This is a genomic window from Bradyrhizobium sp. LA6.8 (assembly GCF_040547935.1).
GTDB lineage: Bacteria > Pseudomonadota > Alphaproteobacteria > Rhizobiales > Xanthobacteraceae > Bradyrhizobium > Bradyrhizobium barranii.
The window spans coordinates 310,083-330,210 of record NZ_JBEPQQ010000001.1; the positions used below are offsets into that span (position 1 = coordinate 310,083).

The 20,128-nt window shown below is 65.0% G+C and carries 19 protein-coding genes; 14 read left to right on the forward strand and 5 right to left on the reverse strand.

Features of this window, described 5'->3' with window-relative positions; genetic code table 11:
* Nucleotides 1-138 precede the first annotated feature (138 nt).
* The 11 genes from ABIA90_RS01280 (at nucleotide 139) to ABIA90_RS01330 (ending at nucleotide 13,270) form a co-directional block, all read left to right on the forward strand.
* On the forward strand, nucleotides 139-2,268 hold the full coding sequence (locus tag ABIA90_RS01280) for an acetate--CoA ligase family protein (protein ID WP_071915547.1): 2,130 nt from the start codon (nucleotides 139-141) through the stop codon (nucleotides 2,266-2,268).
* A 216-nt stretch (nucleotides 2,269-2,484) separates the two neighbouring features.
* A complete protein-coding gene (locus ABIA90_RS01285; protein ID WP_354116996.1) occupies nucleotides 2,485-3,327 on the forward strand; it encodes an IclR family transcriptional regulator in 843 nt (280 codons plus the stop codon).
* A 115-nt stretch (nucleotides 3,328-3,442) separates the two neighbouring features.
* Nucleotides 3,443-4,411: a Bug family tripartite tricarboxylate transporter substrate binding protein gene (locus tag ABIA90_RS01290; RefSeq protein WP_354116997.1), complete on the forward strand. Its 969-nt coding sequence runs from the start codon at nucleotides 3,443-3,445 to the stop codon at nucleotides 4,409-4,411.
* The gene (locus ABIA90_RS01295) at nucleotides 4,408-4,890 is read left to right on the forward strand and encodes a tripartite tricarboxylate transporter TctB family protein (protein WP_354116998.1); all 483 of its coding nucleotides are present in this window, start codon (nucleotides 4,408-4,410) and stop codon (nucleotides 4,888-4,890) included. Before ABIA90_RS01290 ends, ABIA90_RS01295 begins: the two co-directional genes overlap by 4 nt.
* Nucleotides 4,890-6,389 (forward strand): tripartite tricarboxylate transporter permease, encoded by a 1,500-nt coding sequence (locus ABIA90_RS01300; protein ID WP_354116999.1) that lies wholly within the window; start codon nucleotides 4,890-4,892, stop codon nucleotides 6,387-6,389. The genes ABIA90_RS01295 and ABIA90_RS01300 overlap by 1 nt, the downstream gene beginning before the upstream one ends.
* 54 nt (nucleotides 6,390-6,443) lie before the next feature.
* A complete protein-coding gene (locus ABIA90_RS01305) occupies nucleotides 6,444-7,244 on the forward strand; it encodes an NYN domain-containing protein (protein WP_354117000.1) in 801 nt (266 codons plus the stop codon).
* An 85-nt stretch (nucleotides 7,245-7,329) separates the two neighbouring features.
* Nucleotides 7,330-9,132, forward strand: a complete 1,803-nt coding sequence (locus ABIA90_RS01310) for an adenine deaminase C-terminal domain-containing protein (protein ID WP_354117001.1) — start codon at nucleotides 7,330-7,332, stop codon at nucleotides 9,130-9,132.
* Between the two features lie 152 nt (nucleotides 9,133-9,284).
* Complete coding sequence (gcl, locus tag ABIA90_RS01315) at nucleotides 9,285-11,075, forward strand: glyoxylate carboligase (RefSeq protein ID WP_354117002.1); 1,791 nt, start codon at nucleotides 9,285-9,287, stop codon at nucleotides 11,073-11,075.
* A gap of 13 nt (nucleotides 11,076-11,088) precedes the next feature.
* Nucleotides 11,089-11,874 carry a hydroxypyruvate isomerase gene (gene hyi / locus ABIA90_RS01320; RefSeq protein WP_354117003.1) on the forward strand — a complete coding sequence of 262 codons (786 nt, stop codon included), beginning with the start codon at nucleotides 11,089-11,091 and terminating at the stop codon, nucleotides 11,872-11,874.
* Nucleotides 11,875-11,886: 12 nt separating this feature from the next.
* Nucleotides 11,887-12,774 (forward strand): 2-hydroxy-3-oxopropionate reductase, encoded by an 888-nt coding sequence (locus tag ABIA90_RS01325; RefSeq protein ID WP_354117004.1) that lies wholly within the window; start codon nucleotides 11,887-11,889, stop codon nucleotides 12,772-12,774.
* Between the two features lie 112 nt (nucleotides 12,775-12,886).
* On the forward strand, nucleotides 12,887-13,270 hold the full coding sequence (locus tag ABIA90_RS01330; protein WP_354117005.1) for a DUF1236 domain-containing protein: 384 nt from the start codon (nucleotides 12,887-12,889) through the stop codon (nucleotides 13,268-13,270).
* Between the two features lie 60 nt (nucleotides 13,271-13,330).
* Here ABIA90_RS01330 and ABIA90_RS01335 read toward each other — a convergent pair whose 3' ends face one another.
* The 3 genes from ABIA90_RS01335 to ABIA90_RS01345 form a co-directional block, all read right to left on the reverse strand.
* The gene (locus ABIA90_RS01335) at nucleotides 13,331-13,693 is read right to left on the reverse strand and encodes a VanZ family protein (RefSeq protein ID WP_354117006.1); all 363 of its coding nucleotides are present in this window, start codon (nucleotides 13,691-13,693) and stop codon (nucleotides 13,331-13,333) included.
* 77 nt (nucleotides 13,694-13,770) lie between these two features.
* Nucleotides 13,771-14,367: a thiamine pyrophosphate-dependent enzyme gene (locus ABIA90_RS01340; RefSeq protein WP_354117007.1), complete on the reverse strand. Its 597-nt coding sequence runs from the start codon at nucleotides 14,365-14,367 to the stop codon at nucleotides 13,771-13,773.
* Nucleotides 14,368-14,375: 8 nt separating this feature from the next.
* Nucleotides 14,376-14,942, reverse strand: a complete 567-nt coding sequence (locus ABIA90_RS01345) for a decarboxylase (protein WP_354117008.1) — start codon at nucleotides 14,940-14,942, stop codon at nucleotides 14,376-14,378.
* Between the two features lie 244 nt (nucleotides 14,943-15,186).
* Between ABIA90_RS01345 and ABIA90_RS01350 the strand changes: the two genes are divergently transcribed.
* The 3 genes from ABIA90_RS01350 to ABIA90_RS01360 all read left to right on the forward strand — a co-directional run bounded on the left by ABIA90_RS01350 (nucleotide 15,187) and on the right by ABIA90_RS01360 (nucleotide 17,156).
* The gene (locus tag ABIA90_RS01350) at nucleotides 15,187-16,236 is read left to right on the forward strand and encodes a hydroxyacid dehydrogenase (RefSeq protein WP_354117009.1); all 1,050 of its coding nucleotides are present in this window, start codon (nucleotides 15,187-15,189) and stop codon (nucleotides 16,234-16,236) included.
* Nucleotides 16,237-16,353: 117 nt separating this feature from the next.
* Nucleotides 16,354-16,803, forward strand: coding sequence for a flagellar basal body rod protein FlgC (locus ABIA90_RS01355; protein WP_354117010.1), 450 nt, complete (start codon nucleotides 16,354-16,356; stop codon nucleotides 16,801-16,803).
* A gap of 140 nt (nucleotides 16,804-16,943) precedes the next feature.
* Entirely contained in the window at nucleotides 16,944-17,156 is a 213-nt protein-coding gene (locus tag ABIA90_RS01360) for a hypothetical protein (RefSeq protein ID WP_028150282.1), read from the forward strand.
* 3 nt (nucleotides 17,157-17,159) lie between these two features.
* Here ABIA90_RS01360 and ABIA90_RS01365 read toward each other — a convergent pair whose 3' ends face one another.
* Entirely contained in the window at nucleotides 17,160-17,738 is a 579-nt protein-coding gene (locus ABIA90_RS01365; protein WP_354117011.1) for a GNAT family N-acetyltransferase, read from the reverse strand.
* 6 nt (nucleotides 17,739-17,744) lie between these two features.
* The gene (locus ABIA90_RS01370) at nucleotides 17,745-20,102 is read right to left on the reverse strand and encodes an Orn/Lys/Arg family decarboxylase (RefSeq protein WP_208085830.1); all 2,358 of its coding nucleotides are present in this window, start codon (nucleotides 20,100-20,102) and stop codon (nucleotides 17,745-17,747) included.
* Nucleotides 20,103-20,128: the final 26 nt, after the last annotated feature.

Below are 20,128 nucleotides of genomic sequence, written 5' to 3' on the forward strand. Positions count from 1 at the left end.
CAAAGCGGCGGAGTAATGTGGGCTTTATGCCACTCCGTTCCGCGACATGGAACAGAGCGCGGCGAATGGCAAGCATCACGGGCAGCCGCTACACGCGCGCGCTTTGAAAGAACGAACTGAGGTCAAGGGAGAAGCCATATGTCCAATTCCAAAGATGCCGTCCGCAAAGTGCTCGACCAGGTCAAGGCGGACAACCGCACCAGCCTGACCGCGCCGGAAGGCAAGCTGGTCTGCGACGCCTACGGCATTCCGGTGCCGAAGGAGGGCGTGGCGAGGTCGGCGGGTGAGGCCGGCAAAATGGCCTCCTCGATGGGCTTCCCGGTGGTGATGAAGATCGTCTCGCCGGACATTCTCCACAAGACCGAAGCCGGCGGCGTCATCGTCGGCCTCAAGACGGCCGAGGATGCCGAGAAGGCCTACGAGACCATTCTCTCCAACGCCAAGAAGTACAAGTCCGATGCCAAGATCGAGGGCGTCCAGGTGCAGCAGATGCTGGCCGGCGGCACCGAAGTCATCGTCGGCTCGATCACCGACGGCTCGTTCGGCAAGCTGGTCGCTTTCGGCCTCGGCGGCGTGCTGGTCGAAGTCTTGAAGGACATCACCTTCCGTCTCGCGCCCGCGACCAAGGAAGACGCGCTGTCGATGCTCGACGGCATCCAGGCGCATGAGATTCTGAAGGGCGTTCGCGGCGGCGAGCCGGTGAACCGTACGGCGCTCGCCGACGTCATCGTCAAGGTTTCGCAGCTCGTCACCGATTTCCCTGAAATCGTCGAGCTCGATCTCAACCCGGTGTTCGCGACGGCCAAGGACGCGATCGCCGCCGACGTGCGCATCGTCGTCGACTTCGCCTATGTGCCCAAGCCGAAGCCGCGCCCGACCGAAGAGATCGTCGCGGCCATGAGCCGCATCATGCAGCCGAAGGCGGTCGCCGTGGTCGGCGCCTCCGCCGAGGACGGCAAGATCGGCAACTCCGTGATGAAGAACCTCATCAACGGCGGCTACAAGGGCGACATCTATCCGATCCACCCCAAGGCCGCCGAGATCCTCGGCTACAAGGCTTACAAGAGCGTCAAGGACGTTCCGGGTGTGATCGACACGGCCGTGTTCGCGATCCCCGCGAAGTTCGTGGCGGCGGCGCTCACCGAATGCGGCGAGAAGAAAATCCCGGGCGCGGTTCTGATTCCGTCGGGCTTCGCCGAAGCCGGCGCGCCGGAGCTTCAGGCCGAGATCGTCGAGGTCGGCAAGAAGTACGACATCCGCCTGATGGGGCCGAACATCTACGGCTTCTACTACACGCCGGCCAATCTCTGCGCGACCTTCTGTACGGCCTATGACGTCAAGGGTCACGCCGCGCTGTCGTCGCAGTCGGGCGGCATCGGCATGGCCATCATCGGCTTCTCGCGCTCGGCGAAGATGGGCGTCTCGGCGATCGTCGGCCTCGGCAACAAGTCCGATATCGACGAGGACGATCTGCTCGCCTTTTTCGAGCAGGACCCGAACACCAACCTGATCGCGCAGCACTGCGAAGACCTCAAGGACGGCCGCGCCTTCGCGGAAGCCGCCAAGCGCGTCTCCAAGAAGAAGCCGGTCATCGTGCTCAAGGCCGGCCGCACCTCGGCCGGCGCAAAGGCGGCCTCGTCGCATACCGGCGCGCTCGCCGGTAACGACAAGATCTACGAGGACGTCCTGGCGCAGTCCGGCGTGATCCGGGCCCGCTCGCTGCGGCAGCTGCTCGAATTCGCCCGTGGCGTGCCGGTGCTGCCGACGCCGAAGGGCGAGAACGTGCTGATCATCACCGGTGCGGGCGGCTCGGGCGTGCTGCTGTCGGACTCCTGCGTCGACAACGGCCTGTCGCTGATGTCGATGCCGCCGGATCTGGATGCGGCCTTCCGCAAGTTCATCCCGCCGTTCGGTGCGGCCGGAAATCCTGTGGATATCACCGGCGGCGAGCCGCCGATCACCTACGTCAACACGGTGAAGCTCGGCCTGTCGGACGAGCGGATCCATTCGCTGATCCTCGGCTACTGGCACACCATCGTCACGCCCCCGATGGTGTTCGCCCGCAACATGGTCGAGGTGAAGAAGGAGATGGAGGCCAAGGGCTTCGTGAAGCCGATCGTCGCCTCGCTCGCCGGCGACGTCGAGGTCGAGGAAGCCGCCGAATATCTCTACCAGAACGGCATCCCGGCCTACGCGTACTCCACCGAGCTGCCGGTCGAGGTGCTCGGCGCCAAGTACAAGTGGGCGCGCGGCGCGGGGCTGCTCTGAGACGACGAAGACGCTTCGGTATGATCCGGAGCGGGTGGTTATTCACCTCTCCCCGCGCGCGGGGAGAGGTCGACTTGCGAAGCAATTCGGGTGAGGGGGACTCTCCACGAGTCTAACTGTCACCGTCCTTGCGGAGACTCCCCCTCACCCTGACCCTCTCCCCGCAAGCGGGGAGAGGGAAATAAGAATAGGGCGAGGGAGAACGGTCAGGTCGCGATGAGCAAGAACGTGATCCGGCGCAAATCGCTCGAGCCTCGATCGCCATCGGAGGCCGACCACGACGCGCGCGATGGCGGCGTGCAGTCCGTCGACCGCGCGCTGTCGATCCTCGAAACGCTGGCCGAAGACGACGAAGGCTATCGCCTCAGCGACCTCGCCGTGCGCACCGGCCTGTCGGCCTCGACCGTGCACCGCCTGCTGGCGACGCTGGAGAGCCGCCGCTTCGTGCAGTTCGACCGCGCCCAGTCCAAATGGCATGTCGGCGTGCGCAGCTTCACGGTCGGCGCGAGCTTTGCCCGGCGGCGTAATTTCTCCACGCAGGCGATTCCTTACTTGCGCAAGCTGCGCGATCTCACCCGCGAGACCGCCAACCTCGCCGTGGTCGACGACGAGTTCATCATCGTGCTGACCCGCATGGAGAGCCGCGAGATCATGCGCTCGCTGACCCAGGTCGGCGGCCGCGTCGCCATGGTGACGTCAGGCGTCGGCAAGGCAGTGCTCGCGACTTATTCGGACGAGGACGTCGGCGCGGTCATCCGCCATCACGGCATGCCCCGCCTGACCGAGAAGTCGATCGTGCGGCCGGGCGACCTGTTCAAGGAGCTCGAGAAGATCCGCAAGCAGGGTTTTGCGCTCGACGATGAAGAAGCCTGTATGGGCCTGCGCTGTATTGCCGCAGTGGTCTATAACGACTGCGCCGAGCCGCTCGCGGCGATTTCCGTCTCGGGCATGACCAGCCGCCTGACCGACGACAGATTGCCGGAAATCGGCCAAATCGTGCGCGACGTCGCCGGCGAATTGACCGTCGCGCTCGGCGGGGTGATGCCGAAATCTGGCTAACAAGGAACCGGGCCTGTCGCTGGACAGCATCGGCCGTTTTGGCTGATATGCGACCAAACGACACAATGCGGCAACCGATCAACGACGTCCGCACGAGCCCTGGAGAATGCCCCCCATGTTCAAATTTCCCGCGCGCCTTGTCGGCGCAGCCGTCGCGCTGACCCTTGCGGCAGCTGCGCCCGCTTTTGCCCAGCAGCTCGAGCTCAAGCTGATGGCGCCGGCGGCCCCGGGCGGTGGCTGGGACCAGACCGCGCGCTCGATGCAGCAGGCGCTGGTCGCTTCGGGCGTCGCGCGCAGCGTGCAGGTCGTCAACGTTCCCGGCGCCGGCGGCAGCGTCGGCATCGCGCAGTTCGTCAACGGCGCCAAGGGCGACGGCAACCAGTTGATGGTCAACGGCTTCGTCATGGTGGGTGCGCTCGCCATGAACAAATCGCCTGTCACGCTCGAGCAGGTGACGCCGATCGCGCGCCTCACCGAGGAAATCCAGGTGATCGTGGTGCCGGCGAATTCGCCGATCAAGACCGCGCAGGATCTCGCCGCCGCGGTGAAAGCCGATATCGCCAAGGTGACCTTCGCCGGCGGCTCGGCCGGCGGCGTCGACCATGTCATGGCCGCGTTGTTCGCGGGCGCAGTCGGCGCCGACGCGAAGAAGATCAACTACATCCCGTTCTCCGGCGGCGGCGAATCGCTGGCGGCAATCCTCGGCGGCAAGGTCACCGCGGGCATTTCGGGGCTGAGCGAATATGACGGGCAGATCAAGTCCGGCAAGCTGCGCGCGATCGGTGTGACCTCGGAGAAGCGCATCGCCGGCAGCGACATCCCGACCTTTAGGGAGCAAGGCATCGACCTCGTGATCGCCAACTGGCGTTCGGTGGTCGCGCCTCCCGGCATCACGCCGGAGCAGCGCAAGACGCTGAGCGATGCGGTCGAGAAGATGGTGAAGTCGGACGCCTGGAAGGAGATCCTCAAGCAGAAGGGCTGGGAGGATGCCTATCTCGGCGGCGACGCCTTCGCCGACTTCCTGAAGAAGGAAACCGTGCGCGTCACCGACGTGCTGAAATCGGTCGGCCTGGTCAAGTCATGACCTCAGGCGATCCCGCCCAGCCGCGGCGCGTCGATCGCGCCGGCATCGTCATAGCTGTATTGCTCGCAGGTCTCGCCGCGGTGCTGGTCTGGGACGCGCGCGGGCTGCAATCCACTGCGATGTACGGGATGGGACCGGAGGCGATGCCGGTCGTGGTCGCCACCGGCCTCGCGCTGCTCGCGATCGGCAATTTCATCGACGCGCTGCGCGGCAATCTGCCGGCGCGCGAGAGCGCCGATCCCGTGCCTGTGATTCTGATCCTGGTAGGCCTTGCGCTCCTCATTGCCATCATCGGCTTCGGCGGCGGCTTCATCCTGGCGACGTCGGCGCTGTTCGTGACGACGTCGGCGGCGTTTGGGCGCCGCGCCATCCTGGTCGACAGCATCATCGCCCTCGTGATGTCCACCCTCATCTATCTCGCGTTCGACCGGCTGTTGACGCTGAGCCTTCCGACCGGTCCGCTGGAGCGACTGCTGTGATGGACACCTTTGCCGCGCTGGCCCACGGCATGGCGGTCGCCGTCCAGCCGATGAACCTGCTCTATGCTCTGATCGGCGTGTTCCTCGGCACGGCCGTCGGCGTGCTGCCCGGCATCGGCCCGGCCCTGACGGTCGCGCTGCTGCTGCCGGTGACCTACAAGCTCGACCCCGGCGGCTCGCTGATCATGTTCGCCGGCATCTATTACGGCGGCATGTATGGCGGATCGACCACCGCGATCCTGATCAACACGCCCGGCGAGAGCGCCTCGATGGCGACCGCGCTCGAGGGCAACAAGATGGCCAAGGCCGGCCGCGGCGGGCCGGCGCTTGCGACATCCGCGATCGGTTCCTTCGTCGCCGGCACCATCGCCACCATCGGGCTTGCGTTCCTCGCGCCATGGCTGGTCGATTTCGCCGTGCGCTTCGGTCCTGAGGATTACTTCGCGCTGATGTGCGTCGCCTTCGTCACGGTGTCGGCGACCTTTGGCGATTCCCCGATCCGCGGCCTGACCAGTCTGTTCATCGGCTTGACGCTCGGCCTCGTCGGCATCGACAAGCTGACGGGGCAGGCGCGGCTTACCTTCGGCGTCCCTGAATTGCTCGACGGCGTCGAGGTGACGACGCTTGCGGTCGGTCTGTTCGCGGTCGGCGAGGCGCTCTACGTCGCATCGCGGCGCCACCACACCGAGGAAAAGCTCGAGCCGGTGCGCGGCTCGCTGTGGATGACAAAAGAAGACTGGAAGCGCTCGTGGAAGCCTTGGCTGCGCGGCACCATGTTCGGCTTCCCGATCGGCGCGCTGCCCGCGGGCGGCGCGGAGATTCCGACCTTCCTGTCCTATTCCACTGAGAAGCGGCTCACAAAACATCCGGAAGAATTCGGCAAGGGCGCGATCGAAGGCGTCGCGGGACCGGAGGCCGCCAACAACGCCTCCGCCGCCGGCACGCTGGTGCCGCTCTTGACGCTGGGATTGCCGACCTCGGCGACGGCCGCGATGATGCTGGCGGGGTTCCAGCAGTACGGCCTCAACCCGGGGCCGCTGCTGTTTGCTGAGCGGCCTGACCTTGTCTGGGGCCTGATCGCCAGTCTCTTCATCGCCAATTGCATGTTGCTGGTGCTCAATCTGCCGCTGGTCGGCCTGTGGGTGCGGCTGCTCGCGATCCCGCAGCCCTGGCTCTATGCCGGCATTCTCGTGTTCGCGACCATGGGCACCATCGCCGCAAAGCCGTCGGTGGTCGAATTGTCGATGCTGGCCGGCTTCGGCGTGCTCGGTTTCCTGATGCGCCGGTTCGACTTTCCGATCGCGCCGGTCGTCGTCGGCCTGATCCTCGGACCGATCGCCGAGAGCCAGCTGCGCCGCGCGCTCGCGATCAGCCTCGGCGATCCCATGACGCTGCTCCAGAGCCCGATCTCGGCGACGCTGCTCGGCATCGCGCTGGTTGCGCTGCTGGCCCCGTTCGTGCTGAAGGGGATGGGGCGCTTCAAGGCGAACGAGGACTAGCCGTCCCGGCGCGCGCGTCCTCTAATGCTGCGTCCAGCTCGTTGAGGAAACGCCATGCCGTCGGAACTTCGCTCGCCCCGTCTCGCCGTCCTGATCGATGCCGACAACGCCTCCGCCAAGATCGCGGATGGGCTGTTCGAGGAGATTGCCAAGATCGGCGAGGCCAGCGTCCGCCGCATCTATGGCGACTTCTCCAATGCGCGGTCCAGGGGCTGGGCCGACATCCTGTCCAAGCACGCCATCATCCCGCAGCAGCAATTCGCCTATACGACGGGAAAGAATGCCTCCGACATAACCCTGGTCATCGACGCCATGGACCTGCTTCACAGCGGCCGGTTCGACGGCTTTTGCCTGGTCTCGTCCGACAGCGACTTTACCCGTCTGGCCGCCCGCATCCGTGAGCAGGGCGTTGACGTCTTCGGGTTCGGCGAGCAGAAGACGCCCGAAAGTTTCAGGCAGGCCTGCCGAAGGTTCGTCTACACCGAGAACCTGGTCTCCGTCCCGGCGACCACCCAGGATGCCGCCTCAAGATCGACGTCGCTTCAGCCGCCCGATGCAGCCACACCCATCATCAAGAAGGTCATCACCCAGATGGAGAGCGAGGACGGCTGGGTCGCGCTCGGCGAAGTCGGCCGGCAGCTCGCCAATCTGGCCTCCGATTTCGATCCGAGAACGTTCGGGTTCCGCAAGCTGAGCGACCTCGTGCGCAAGACGAACTCGTTCGAGATCGATGAGCCAAAGGGCCGGTCGATGCGAATTCGGGTCAAGCCCGATGCTGCAGCACCGCCGAGAAGGCGGAACCCGCGCAGGCCCGCAAGGGCGGGGACGGCGGGCGGTTCGGCGCCTAAGGCGTAAGCAGGGCCTGCCGTTATATTTGCGCTTGCCCGCTATGGCGCAGGGCGTAACCATCGCTGGGCCGTAACGCCACGCGAGGGTCCCGATGACCAGACTTACCCGCTTCGCCGTCGCACCGCTGCATTCGATGACCCGGCGTCTGGCCGATGTCGCCTCCGCGCGCGTCGCACCGGATCTCGTGGTCACGGGGGCCCGGGTGCTTTCGACCTATTCGGAGCGCATCCATCCCGGTCGGGAGGTCTGGATCACCGGTGGCCGCGTCGCAGCGGTGAAACCGGCCGGGACGGCGAAGAAGGTCTGGGGCGGGGTGCCGCTTTACGACGCCGCCGGCGGCATCATCGCACCGGGGCTGGTCGATCCGCACATCCACATCGAATCCTCGATGGTGACGGCCTGCGCCTATGCCGAGGCTGCGCTCCTCAACGGCACCACCACGATCTTCTGCGACAGCCACGAGATCGGCAACGTCATGGATGTCGCCGGTGTCGAGGCAATGCTGGAGGACGCGCGCGAGGCGCCGCTCTCGATCTTTTTGACGGTGCCGAGCACGGTGCCGGCCACGTCGGCGGAACTGGAGACCGCGGGCGGCGACCTCACGCCGGACAAGATCGCCGGCCTGTTCGACCGCTGGCCCGAAGCGGTCGCGCTCGGCGAGAAGATGGATTTCGTGCCTGTCACGATGGGCGACGAGCGCAGCCATGCCATCCTTGCCGCTGCCTTGAAGCGAGGACGGCCAGTGTCAGGCCATGTCTACGGCCGTGAATTCGTCGCGGCCTATGCGGCGTCCGGCGTCACCGACACCCATGAGGCGATCGATCGCGACATCGCCGACGATCTGCTCGACGCCGGCGTCTGGGTGTTCCTGCGCGGCGGTCCGCCGACCACGCCCTGGCACTCGCTGCCGCAGGCGATCCGCACCATCACCGAACTCGGGGCGTCGCACAAACGTACGGCCGTGTGCACCGACGACCGTGATGCCGACGATCTTCTGCTGTTCGGTCTCGACTGGGTGGTGCGCGAGGCCGTAAAGGCCGGCATGTCGCCCGAGCAGGCCTGGTCGATGGGCTCGCTGCATGGCGCCACACGCTTCGGCATGGAGGGCGATATCGGCGGGCTCGGCGGCGGCCGCCGCGCCGATCTCGTGCTGATGGACGATCAGCTCAAGCCGCAATGCACCTGGTATGGCGGCGAGCTGGTGGTCGAGCATGGCAAGATTACGCCGCGGCTCGATCAGGCGTTGTCGCAGCGCTATCAATATCCGAAGGCGGCCTATGCGACGGTGAAGCTTCCGGAGAAGGTCAAGCTGACGCCGGAATTGCCGGCGAAGGCGTGTACCGTCAATGCCATCAAGACCGCGCTGCCCGGCATTACGCTGATCCATGAGAAGGTCGCGATCGAACCGGCCAAGGATTGGCCGTCGCTGTTTGAGCGCTACGACCTGTGCTTCGTCACGGTGGTCGAGCGCCACGGCAAGTCGGCCGGCAATGTCGCTTACGGCCTGCTGAAGGATTTCGGCCTGAAGCGCGGGGCGGTCGCCTCCAGCGTCGGGCACGACAGCCACAACATCATCGTCGCCGGCACCAACGAGGGCGACATGCAGGCGGCGATATCGGCCATCAAGGCGGAGCAGGGCGGCGTTTGCGTCGTCGCCGACGGCAAGGTGAGGGCGCTGGTTCCGCTGCCGATCGCCGGCCTGCTCTCCGACAAACGGGTCACCGAGGTCGCCGAAGCGGTCAAGGTGCTGAAGAAGGAATGGGCCGAAGCCGGCTGCACCATCCCCTACATGGGCTTCAATTTGATTCCGCTATCGGTCATTCCGGAAATTCGCATCACCGACAAGGGCCTCGTGCTGGTGCCGCAGATGGAGCTCGCGCCGTTGTTCGAGTGAGCGGCTTTCACGCCGATGTCGATCTAACCGCTTGAGACCGCCGCGGTTTTTCCACGGCTGCCGCATCGTGGAAAATAAAATCGATCTCGTTGAGATCGCATCTTGCACGCCTGATGATCACGCTCGCTGACGCAACTCAAGCGAGGTCCGATATGGCGAAGATGCGAGCCGTCGATGCTGCCGTGCGAATTCTGGAGAAGGAAGGCATCTCGACTGCCTTCGGCGTTCCCGGGGCCGCGATCAATCCGCTGTACTCGGCGCTGAAGAAGCGCGGGTCGATCCGCCACATTCTCGCGCGCCATGTCGAGGGCGCCTCGCATATGGCCGAAGGCTATACGCGGGCGAAGGCCGGCAATATCGGCGTCTGCATTGGCACGTCGGGGCCGGCCGGCACCGACATGATCACCGGGCTCTATTCGGCGATCGCCGATTCCATTCCGATCCTCTGCATCACCGGGCAGGCGCCGCGCGCACGGCTCTACAAGGAAGACTTTCAGGCCGTCGACATCGAGTCGATCGCAAAGCCCGTGACCAAATGGGCTGTGACCGTGCGCGAGCCGGCCCTGGTGCCGCGTGTGTTCAGCCAGGCCTTTCACATCATGCGCTCGGGCCGGCCGGGTCCGGTGCTGATCGACATGCCGCTCGACGTGCAGCTCGCCGAGATCGAGTTCGACGACGAGACCTATGAGCCGCTGTCGGTCTACAAGCCCACCGCGACGCGCAAGCAGGTCGAGAAGGCGCTGGAGATGCTCAATGCCGCCGAGCGGCCGCTGATCGTCGCCGGTGGCGGCATCATCAACGCCGACGCCTCGGACCTGCTGGTGGAATTCGCCGAGATCGCCGACGTGCCGGTCGTGCCGACGCTGATGGCGTGGGGTGCGATCCCCGACGACCACGTGCTGATGGCCGGCATGGTCGGCCTGCAGACCAGCCACCGCTATGGCAATGCGACCATGCTGGAATCCGACTTCGTGCTCGGCATCGGCAACCGCTGGGCCAACCGTCACACCGGCTCGGTCGAGACCTACACCAAGGGTCGCACCTTCGTGCATGTCGACATCGAGCCGACCCAGATCGGGCGCGTGTTCAATCCGGATCTCGGCATCGTCTCGGACGCCAAGGCCGCGCTCGAGCTCTTCGTCACCGTCGCCAGGGAGTGGCGCCGGTCAGGCAGGTTGCGCGAGCGCCAGGCGTGGCCCGCGGCCTGCCGCGATCGCAAGAAGACGATGCTGCGCAAGAGCCATTTCGACAACGTCCCGATCAAGCCGCAGCGCGTCTATGAGGAGATGAACAAGGCCTTCGGCCGCGACACCACCTATGTCACCGTGATCGGCTTGTCGCAGATCGCCGGCGCGCAGTTCTTGGGCGTCTACAAGCCGCGCAACTGGATCAATGCCGGGCAAGCCGGCCCGCTCGGCTGGACGCTGCCTGCCGCGCTCGGGGTGCGTGCGGCATGCCCGGATCGCGAGATCGTCGCGCTGTCCGGCGATTACGACTTCCAGTTCCTGATCGAGGAGCTCGCGGTCGGCGCGCAGTTCAATCTGCCCTACATCCACGTCGTCGTGAACAATTCCTATCTCGGCCTGATCCGCCAGGCCCAGCGCGGCTTCGACATGGATTACCACGTCCAGCTCTCCTTCGAGAACGTCAACGCACCGGAGCTCGGTGGTTACGGTGTCGACCATGTCGCGGTCGCCGAAGGCCTGGGCTGCAAGGCGATCCGCGTCACCGATCCCAAGGATACGCAGGCGGCGTTTGCGACCGCCCGTGAATTGATGGCGAAGCACCGCGTGCCTGTCGTGGTCGAGTTCATTCTCGAGCGCGTCACCAACATCGCGATGGGCACGGAGATCGACAACATCGTCGAGTTCGAGGAGGTGCTGGATCTGCCGCTCGACGAGGTCTCGACCGCGCGGCCCGGCGTGCTTCAGCCGGCGGAATAGGGGGAACAGCATCATGCCGAAATTTGCCGCCAACCTCACCATGCTCTTCAACGAGATGCCGTTCATCGACCGTTTCGCCGCGGCGAAAGCGGCGGGCTTTTCCGGGGTCGAGTATCTCTTCCCGTATGATTTCGACAAGGCGCTGCTGCGCGAGCAACTCGAGGCTCACGGGCTGACGCAGGTGCTGCACAACCTTCCAGCGGGAAACTGGGCAGCGGGCGAGCGCGGCATCGCGATCCTGCCCGATCGCGTCAGTGAATTCCGCGACGGTGTGTTCCGGGCCATCGACTATGCCAAGGCGCTCGATTGCGAGCAGCTCAATTGCCTCGTCGGCATCGCGCCTGCCGATGCCGACCCGCGCGAGCTCAACGAAACGCTGGTTGGCAACCTTCGCTTTGCCGCCTCGACGCTGGCGCGCGAGAACATCAAGCTCCTGGTCGAGCCGATCAACACGCTCGACATTCCCGGCTTTTACCTCAACGGCACCGAGCAGGCGGTGCAGCTGATCTCCGAGGTGCGGTCGAACAATCTGTTCGTCCAGTACGACATCTACCACATGCAGATCATGGAGGGCGATCTCGCCCGGACCATGCAGGAATATCTCCCCCAAATCGCCCATATCCAGCTCGCCGACAATCCCGGTCGCCACGAGCCCGGCACCGGCGAGATCAACTATCCCTTCCTGTTCCGCCACCTCGACGCGATCGGCTATCGCGGCTGGATCGGCTGCGAATACAAGCCGCGCACCACGACGCTGGAAGGCCTGTCCTGGCACGCCGCGCAGACATTTGAGACCTGAGGAAACGTAGACATGATCGACATCGGCTTCATCGGACTTGGCACCATGGGACGGCCGATGGCCGGCCATCTTCTGGCCGCGGGCCATCGCGTGCTCCTGCATGACGTCGCGCCGGTCGCGCCTGAGCTGATTTCCGCGGGCGGCATCGCCTGCAAATCGGCGAAGGAAGTCGCGGAGGAGGCGGATGCGGTCATCATCATGGTGCCTGACACCCCGCATGTGGAGGCGGTGCTGTTCGGCAAGGACGGCGTTGCGAGCGGCATCTCCAAGGGCAAGATCGTCGTCGATATGAGCTCGATCTCGCCGCTGGCGACCAAGGAATTCGCCAAGAAGATCGAGGCGCTGGGCGCGGACTATCTCGACGCGCCGGTGTCGGGCGGGGAGGTCGGGGCGAAAGCAGCGAGCCTCACCATCATGGTCGGCGGCCCGGAGCGGGCCTTTGGCACCATGAAGGCGATCTTCGACAAGATGGGCAAGAACGTCACGCATGTCGGCGCCAATGGCGATGGCCAGACGACGAAGGTCGCCAACCAGATCATCGTCGCGCTGACGATCGAGGCGGTAAGCGAAGCGTTGCTGTTCGCATCCAAGGCGGGGGCCAATCCCGCTCTCGTACGCAAGGCGCTGATGGGAGGTTTTGCATCGTCGCGGATTCTCGAAGTGCATGGCGAGCGCATGGTGAAGCGCAATTTCGAGCCGGGTTTCCGCATCGAGCTGCATCAGAAGGACCTTAACCTCGCGCTGGAAGGTGCGCGCGCGCTCGGCCTGTCGCTGCCGAGCACGGCATTGGCGCAGCAATTGTTCTCGTCCTGCGCCGCGCATGGCGGCAAGGCCTGGGATCATTCCGCGATGGTGCGGGCACTGGAACTGATGGCGGGACACGAGATCGCCGCAGCGTAAGTGTTACGCAGTAACACTCTCCAGATCTGGTCTGTCTTTCGTCGTGCGGGAACCGGAACAATGGTCCGCCCCCGCGGTTGAAGGCGCAGAACAATCACTGGAGAGTGTGGACATGAAGAACCGTCTTGCGATTTCGCTGGCTGCCGTGTCGCTGCTGGCGTCGAGTGCAGCCTTTGCCCAGTCGACGACCGAACAGGGCGCCAGGGACGGCGCACGTGCGGGTGGCGACATCGGCGGACCGATCGGCGCGATGGTCGGCGGCACCGTCGGTGCGGCCGTCGGCGCGGGCCTCGAAATTCCGAATGCCGTGCTCGGCGGAATCCCGCGCGACGATTCCGTCGTGATCCACGAGCGCGTCGTCGTCGGCGAGCCGCTGCCCCCGACCGTGGTGCTGCGCCCCGTGCCGAACTATACCGAGTATCGCTACGCGGTCGTGAACGATCGCCGCGTCATCGTCGAACCGCGCACGCGCCGCGTCGTCAAGATCATCGACTGATCGGTCAGAGCGTGAAGGCTTTGAAGAGCCGGGCCTCGCGGAGCATCACTCCGCGGGGCCTTAGTTCGTCAGGGCCGAACTGGCGCGGAAGCGCGTCATGATCCAATCGGCGACGGCGGCAAGCGCAAAGCCGATGCAGGCGGTGCCGGCATCGACCAAGAAATCGTCCAGCCGTGCATGCCGTCCCGGTGCCCAGAACTGCATCAGCTCGAGCACGCCGATCAGGACCACCGCGAAGGCCGCGACGGCCCAGCGGCGATTCCGGTAGGCGAGGCCGAAGGCCAGTCCCACCAGGATGAAGGCGAGGGCGTGCTCGCCGTCCTGGCCGAGATCGGAATGGGGCCGCAGGCCGGGCGGGCCGAGGGTTGCGAAAGTGACGGCGGCCGCGAGCAGCCAGGCAAAAAAGCGAATAAAAATGGGCATCCGGTGCCGATAGCACGGATTTGCAACGGCCTGTTACGGGGCAGGGATCAGATCGCCGTGTAGTTAATGACGAAACGTTAAAGTGGCTCGCGCACGCCGAGGCCGTGCATGAAGCGTTCCCGGATCTGGACGGGATCCCTGCGGGTGGTGCCGACGCCGGGCTTGTCGTCGATGCGGACCGCGATCAGGCTCGGCTCGGAGGCGGACAGGGCCTCGTCGACCAGCCGCTCGAAATCCTCCTCGTCCGCGGCCCAGACGCTGTTGGCAAGTCCCGAGCCCGTGGCTATGGCGACGATGTCGGCGACGCCAGCGGCCGGTGTCGGCTGCGCACCGGTGATCTGGTAGATGCCGTTGTCCATCACGATCATGATGAGGTTCTTCGGCCTCAACGCCGCAATCGTCGCGAGCGCGCCGAGTTGCATCAGCAGCGAGCCGTCGCCTTCGAGCGCGAAGACGCGGCGATCGGGCTGGGCCAGCGCGACGCCCAATGCAATCGGGAAAGCCAGCCCCATGCTGCCGAGCATGTAGAAGTTCTGCGGGCGATGGCCGGCAGCCCAGAGATCGAAATTGGTGTTGCCGATGCCGCCGACCACGGCTTCCTCGTGCTTGAGCTTTCCGATCAGGCGCGAGGTAACGTCGAAGCGGTTCATGACCTTGGTATTGCGCGTGTTCATCGCCGACCTCACTTGTCGAACGTCTTGCCGCCGGTGAGCAGCGGGTTGAGGATCAACGCCACCGGCGCTTGCGTGGTGACGGCCTGCTTGATCGAGCGGTCGGCGATGAATTCGAGTTCGTCGAGCCGGGTGATGGTGTGGTGCTCCAGCGCGAGCGAATCCAGCACCGGGCGCATGGTCCGGCAGACCAGCGATTGCCCGTAATTGAACTCGCCAAGCGTGCCGCGCTCGGAGACGAACATGATCAGCGGGATCTGGTAGGGCACCGCGAGCGAGGCCAGCACGTTGGCGAGTGTGGCGAAGCCGGAGGTCTGCATCAGCACCGCGCCGCGACGTCCGCCCATCCAGGCGCCGGAGACGATGCCGACGGCCTCCTCCTCGCGGGCGGTGGCAAAGGTGGTGAAGAAGGGGTCGGCGTGCAGGTTCTTGATCAGCGGCGTCAGCACGCGGTCGGGCACGTAAGGGATCAGGCTGATCTCGTTCCGCTTCAGGGTCTGCAGGACGATGCCGTGCCAGCTCCTGTCGCTGGCGCCTTGTGCCGCCTGGGGCGAGGTCTGCTGTTCCGCAAGCGCCATTACGTTCTCCCTTGAGCCGCGCATGCTTCTTGGTTCTGGCCGTCGCGGCGGTCTGCCGAACTTGACGCGGCGGGCGGGATTGTCAACATGTCCGGGCCAGCACCGTGATCTGCGCCAGACGGCCTGCCGTGGCCGGCACCGCCATGTCATAAGCGGCGATAATGCAAAAACGGGAGGAACGCATGGACGGAGCGCGGGGTGCGCTGGCCTTGCGGGTCTCCTTGAGAGAGCCGGAAGGGTCCTGATGTCCGTCAATAGCAAGCGCGTCTTCTACGTCAAATACCTGGCCAATCCGATCTATATCGACATCCTGAAGGCGCGGTCCGACGTCCGGCTCGATCGCATCGAGAACGAGAGCCCCGAAGATTTCTATGCCCCGATCCTGAACGCGGCGCATGTTTACCAGATCGGCGCCGCCCGCGACGAACTTGCCCCGCATTTCCATGTCGATGCCGCCTTCCTGAAGCGCACGCCAAACCTGTTGCTGGTCTCCAGCAATGGCGCGGGCTTCGACCCTGTCGACGTCGAGGCCTGCACCGATGCGGGCGTGCTGGTCGTCAACCAGTCCGGCGGCAATGCCCATTCCGTCGCCGAGCATGCGCTGGCGATGATGCTGACGCTGTCCAAGCGCATCATCCAGTCCGACCGCAAGCTCCGCAGGGAGGCCAACGTCAACCGCAACGAGCTCGTCGGCAACGAGGTCGAGCACAAGACCGTCGGCATCATCGGCCTCGGCAATGTCGGCCGCCGCATTGCCGCGCTGTGCAAGGGCCTGCTCGGCATGAAGGTGCTGGCCTATGACCCGTATTTGTCGGCCGAGGTGATGGCCGAGCGGGGCGGGGAGAAGGTCGAGCTCGACGAGCTGCTGCGCCGCGCCGATTTCGTCTCGATCTCCTGCCCGTTGAACAAGGGCAGCCGCAACATGATCAGCGTGCGCGAATTCGCGCTGATGCAGCCGCATGCGTACTTCATCACCACGGCGCGCGGCTTCATCCACGACGAGGATGCGCTGCTCCAGGCGCTCCGCGACAAGCGCATTGCCGGTGCCGGCCTCGACGTCTGGTCGAAGGAGCCGCCGCCGCCCGAGCATCCGCTGCTCCAGTTCGACAATGTGCTGGCGAGCCCGCATACCGCAGGCGTGACGATCGAGGCGCGCCAGAACATGGGCCGCATCGCCGCCGAGCAGGTGCTGGACACGCTCGACGGCAAACGCCCGCCGCGCATCATCAATCCCGAGGTCTGGCCGCGCTACGCCGAGCGCTTCAAGCAGGCGTTCGGCGTGACGCCGGGGTAGGGGCATGCGAACCCCGATCGCGCTCCGATTGTTGGTTACGAGGATGAAAATAGAAAGCTGCGGATTTTACTGATGGCGTGAATGAACGCGTATCACTTGTCCTGTAGTTGAAAGTCCATGAGCATATTTTCGATTGCGACATCAGGACTTTCAGCGGCGAGTTTGCGTGTGAACGTGGCCGCGAGCAACATCGCCAATGTCCGCACGACCGGCCCGCTACCCGCCTCAAGCGGATCGAGCACATCGGCCGGTGCGGGCAGCTCGAGCATTGGCCCGACATTTCCAGCGGCCTATGTGCCGTTGCGCGTCGATCAGGTCTCCCAATCGAGCGGCTCGACGCCAGGCGGTACGGTCGCGACCGTGTCGACGGTTTCGCCGAGCTATACCGCACAATCCGACCCCAGCGCTCCCTTCGCAAACGAGGACGGCCTGGTCGCCGCGCCGAACGTCGATCTCGCCAGCGAGTTCGTTCAAATGGCGGCCGCCAAGTACAGCTTCATCGCCAATGCGAAGGTCATTCAAGCCTACGCCGAGACAGAACAGACCCTCCTCGATATCAAGACGTGATCGCTGACGGATTGTATCGACGCCTGCATTGGCGGCGGGAACCGTCACCGATCTTGATCCGCGTCAAAATCTCCTTTCCCGGTTCAGGCTAAATGGGATTAAAGTGCCGCCGGGGCACGCTGGCGCAGGCAGGAGGTCCCATGTCAACTTATGTCGTCAGGTTCATGAAGGACGTGCTCGGCCAGTACGGCCGGCAGATCGAGGTTTGCCAGGGCACGCTCGAAATCGACGCCACCGACGAGGACGAAGCCAGGGAGCGGGCGAAGGCGAGGTTTTGCAAGGACCAGGCGCTGCATCACTGGTCGCTGCATGCCGACCGGATCCAGGTCAAGCCGGCTGACTTTCCCTCGTAAGGTTTAACGGCCCGGTGCCGGTAGCGTCGGCGGAGCGGTGACGCCCGCGCCGAGCGATCGCTGCACCATGACCGTGTCCGACCAGCGGCCGTGGCGATAGGCGACGCCGCAGAGCAGGCCGGCGCGCGCGAAGCCGAACTTTTCGTGCAGCGCCAGCGAGGGCGCGTTGTCGGCATCGATATAGCCGATCATCTGGCGGAAGCCGACCGCCGCGCACGCATCGATCATTCCCTGGAGCAGCAGCCGTCCGACCCCGCGACCGAGATGCTCGTGGTGGACGTAGATCGAGTGCTTGGCGGTGTAGCGGTAGGCCGGGCGCTTGCGGAACAGCACCGCATAGGCATAGCCGACCACTTCGCCGCGATAGGTCGCGACCAGATGCGGCAGGCGGGTCTGCTTCAGGTTCTTGCGGCGGTCGCGCAGGTCGTCCGGTTCGGGCGCGCCGGTTCCCTCGACATCGCGCGGCACGCCATTGCGGACGTGATGGCGGTAAATCGCCAGCATCGCCTCGACATCGCTCTCCCGTGAGGGGCGGACCAGAACCGGTTCGTCATCTGTACGCGCAATCGCTGTTTCGTTCATCGGCACCTACTCGGCAACGACGTAAGTATAGAGGCCGATGCGGCCCTGTGCATCGATCTCCTTATAGACGCCCTGGATTTCCACATCGAACCCCGGGAACGTGTTGAAGCAGGTTTCGAACATCTTGAGATAATCCACCATGGGCTTGGCCCGCTCCGTCAGCCGTTCGCCGGGCACGATGGTGGCGATGCCGGGCGGGTAGACCACGAAGGGCGTGGTGGCGATGCGGCCCGCGATCGCCTCGATCGGCAAATAGTCGACGTCGTTCTTGAACAGATAGCGCGCGGCATCGCGGGGCGACATCGCGATCTCGGGCATGTGCTCGGGCATGAACTGCCGGGCCTGGAGGGCGCTGACATCGGCGGCGCGGAAGAAGCGGTGCATGTCGCCGCAGAGATCGCGCAGCCGCACGCCGGCATAGCGCGCCTGACGCCGCTGGTAGAATTCGGGGATGACGTCGGCCAGCAACGCGTTGTCGTCATGCAGCCTTTTGAATGCGACAAGACCGGAGATCAGCGTGCCGGCCTTGCTCGCCTCGACGCCGGGGGTGAGCAGGAAGAGCAGGGAGTTGAGGTCGTTCTTTTCAGGGACGATGCGGTTTTCGCGCAAATACTGCGCGACCACAGGCGCGGGAATGCCGTGCTCGGCATAGGCGCCGGTGGTGCGATCGAAGCCGGGCGTCAGCAGCGTCAGCTTGTTCGGGTCGGTCATGGCAAAGCCCTCCGCGAGATCGGGAAAGCCGTGCCAGTTGGTATCTGGCGAGAGCTGCCACAGCGCCGGATTGGTGGCGAGCTCATCGGTGGAGAGGGTCTCCCAGGCGACATTGTGCGCGGCGCCGGGGCGGCTGACGTCGGGAATGGCGACGCGATCGGGAACGAAGGGCTCGAAGAACCAGCGGCGATCCGGATTTTGCTCCTTCTCCTCGAACTCCCGGCGCATGGCGCGGATCTTCTTGCGCAGCTCGATGCCGAGCCGGATCGTGTCGTCCCAGAGGACCTCGCCCGAGCGGCCCTTCATCATCTGCGCGCCGACGTCGAGGGAGGCGAACAGCGGGTAGAACGGCGAGGTCGAGGCGTGCTGCATGAAGCTCTCGTTGAAGCGGCGGTGTTCGACGCGCCGCTTCTGGCCGCGGATATGGCGGTCCTTGATGTGGATCTGGGAGGCCTGCGAGAAGCTCGCGAGCTGCTTGTGGGTGGATTGCGTCGCGATGATGCCGGGCGCTTCGGGGGGAAGGTTCGCCAGCCCCATGGCAAAGCGGCCGGCATAGAGCGGGTGGAACTTCATGAAGCCGGCCCAGGCCTCGTCGAACAGGATGTATTCGCAGAGATGGCCGATGCGCTTCAGGATCATCTCGGCGCTGTGGATCGAGCCGTCATAGGTGCACTGCTCGACCACGGCGACGCGGAACGGCCGCTCCTTGCGCCAGGCGTCCTTGTCCGTCACCAGCGGATGGTTCCGGATCGCCTCGCGCAGGGCCTTCTCGTCGAGCATGTCCCAGCGCATCGGGCCGATCAGGCCCCAGGCGTTGCGGATGGTCGGCACGTAGATCGGGATGCCGCCATTGATCATCAGCGCGCCGTGATGGGCGGCCTTGTGGTTGTTGCGGTCGAACAGAACGAGGTCGCCGTCGGTGACGAGGGCGCCGAGCGCGACCTTGTTCGAGGTCGAGGTGCCGTTGAGCACGAAATAGGTCTTCTCCGCGCCGAAAATCTGCGCCGCTTCCTTCTGCGCCCTCAGCGCGGGACCCTCATGGGTGAGGAGGTCGCCGAGGTCGAGCACGGAATTGTCGAGGTCATCGCGGAACACGGATTCGCCGAGATGCTCGACGAAGACCCGGCCGATTGGACTGCGGTTGTAGAACACGCCGCCATTGTGACCCGGACAGGTCCAGAGCTGGTTGCCTTCCTCGGCATAATCGACCAGCGCGCCGAAGAACGGCGTCTTCAGCGTCTCGGCATATTGCTTGAGCCGGCTGATCAAATTCTTGGCGATGAAGGTCGGCGTCTCCTCGGACAGGAAGACATAGCCGTCGATGAAGTCGAGCACCTCGACCGGCAAATCCTCGAAGCGCTTGCGCCGGATCAGGAGGATGATCGGGAAGTCGAGGCCGCGGCGCCGCATCAGGTTGATCAGCGCCGAGGTCTTCCCCTCGAGGCCCTTCTTGCCCCAGTCCACCACCATGCAGCCGATCGCGGCGTCGGTCTGTACCGCGATCTCGGCGTCCTCCAACCTGCGGGCCCTCACGACCTCGAAGCCGGAGCGCTGGATCTCCTCGATAATCTGGTTGAAGCGGATGCCTTCCAGATCGTCGGCGTCGAACACAGGTGCGGCGAACAGGAAGTTGAAGCGCTTGAAATAATCCATGGTGTGTCCCGAATCTACAGAGACTG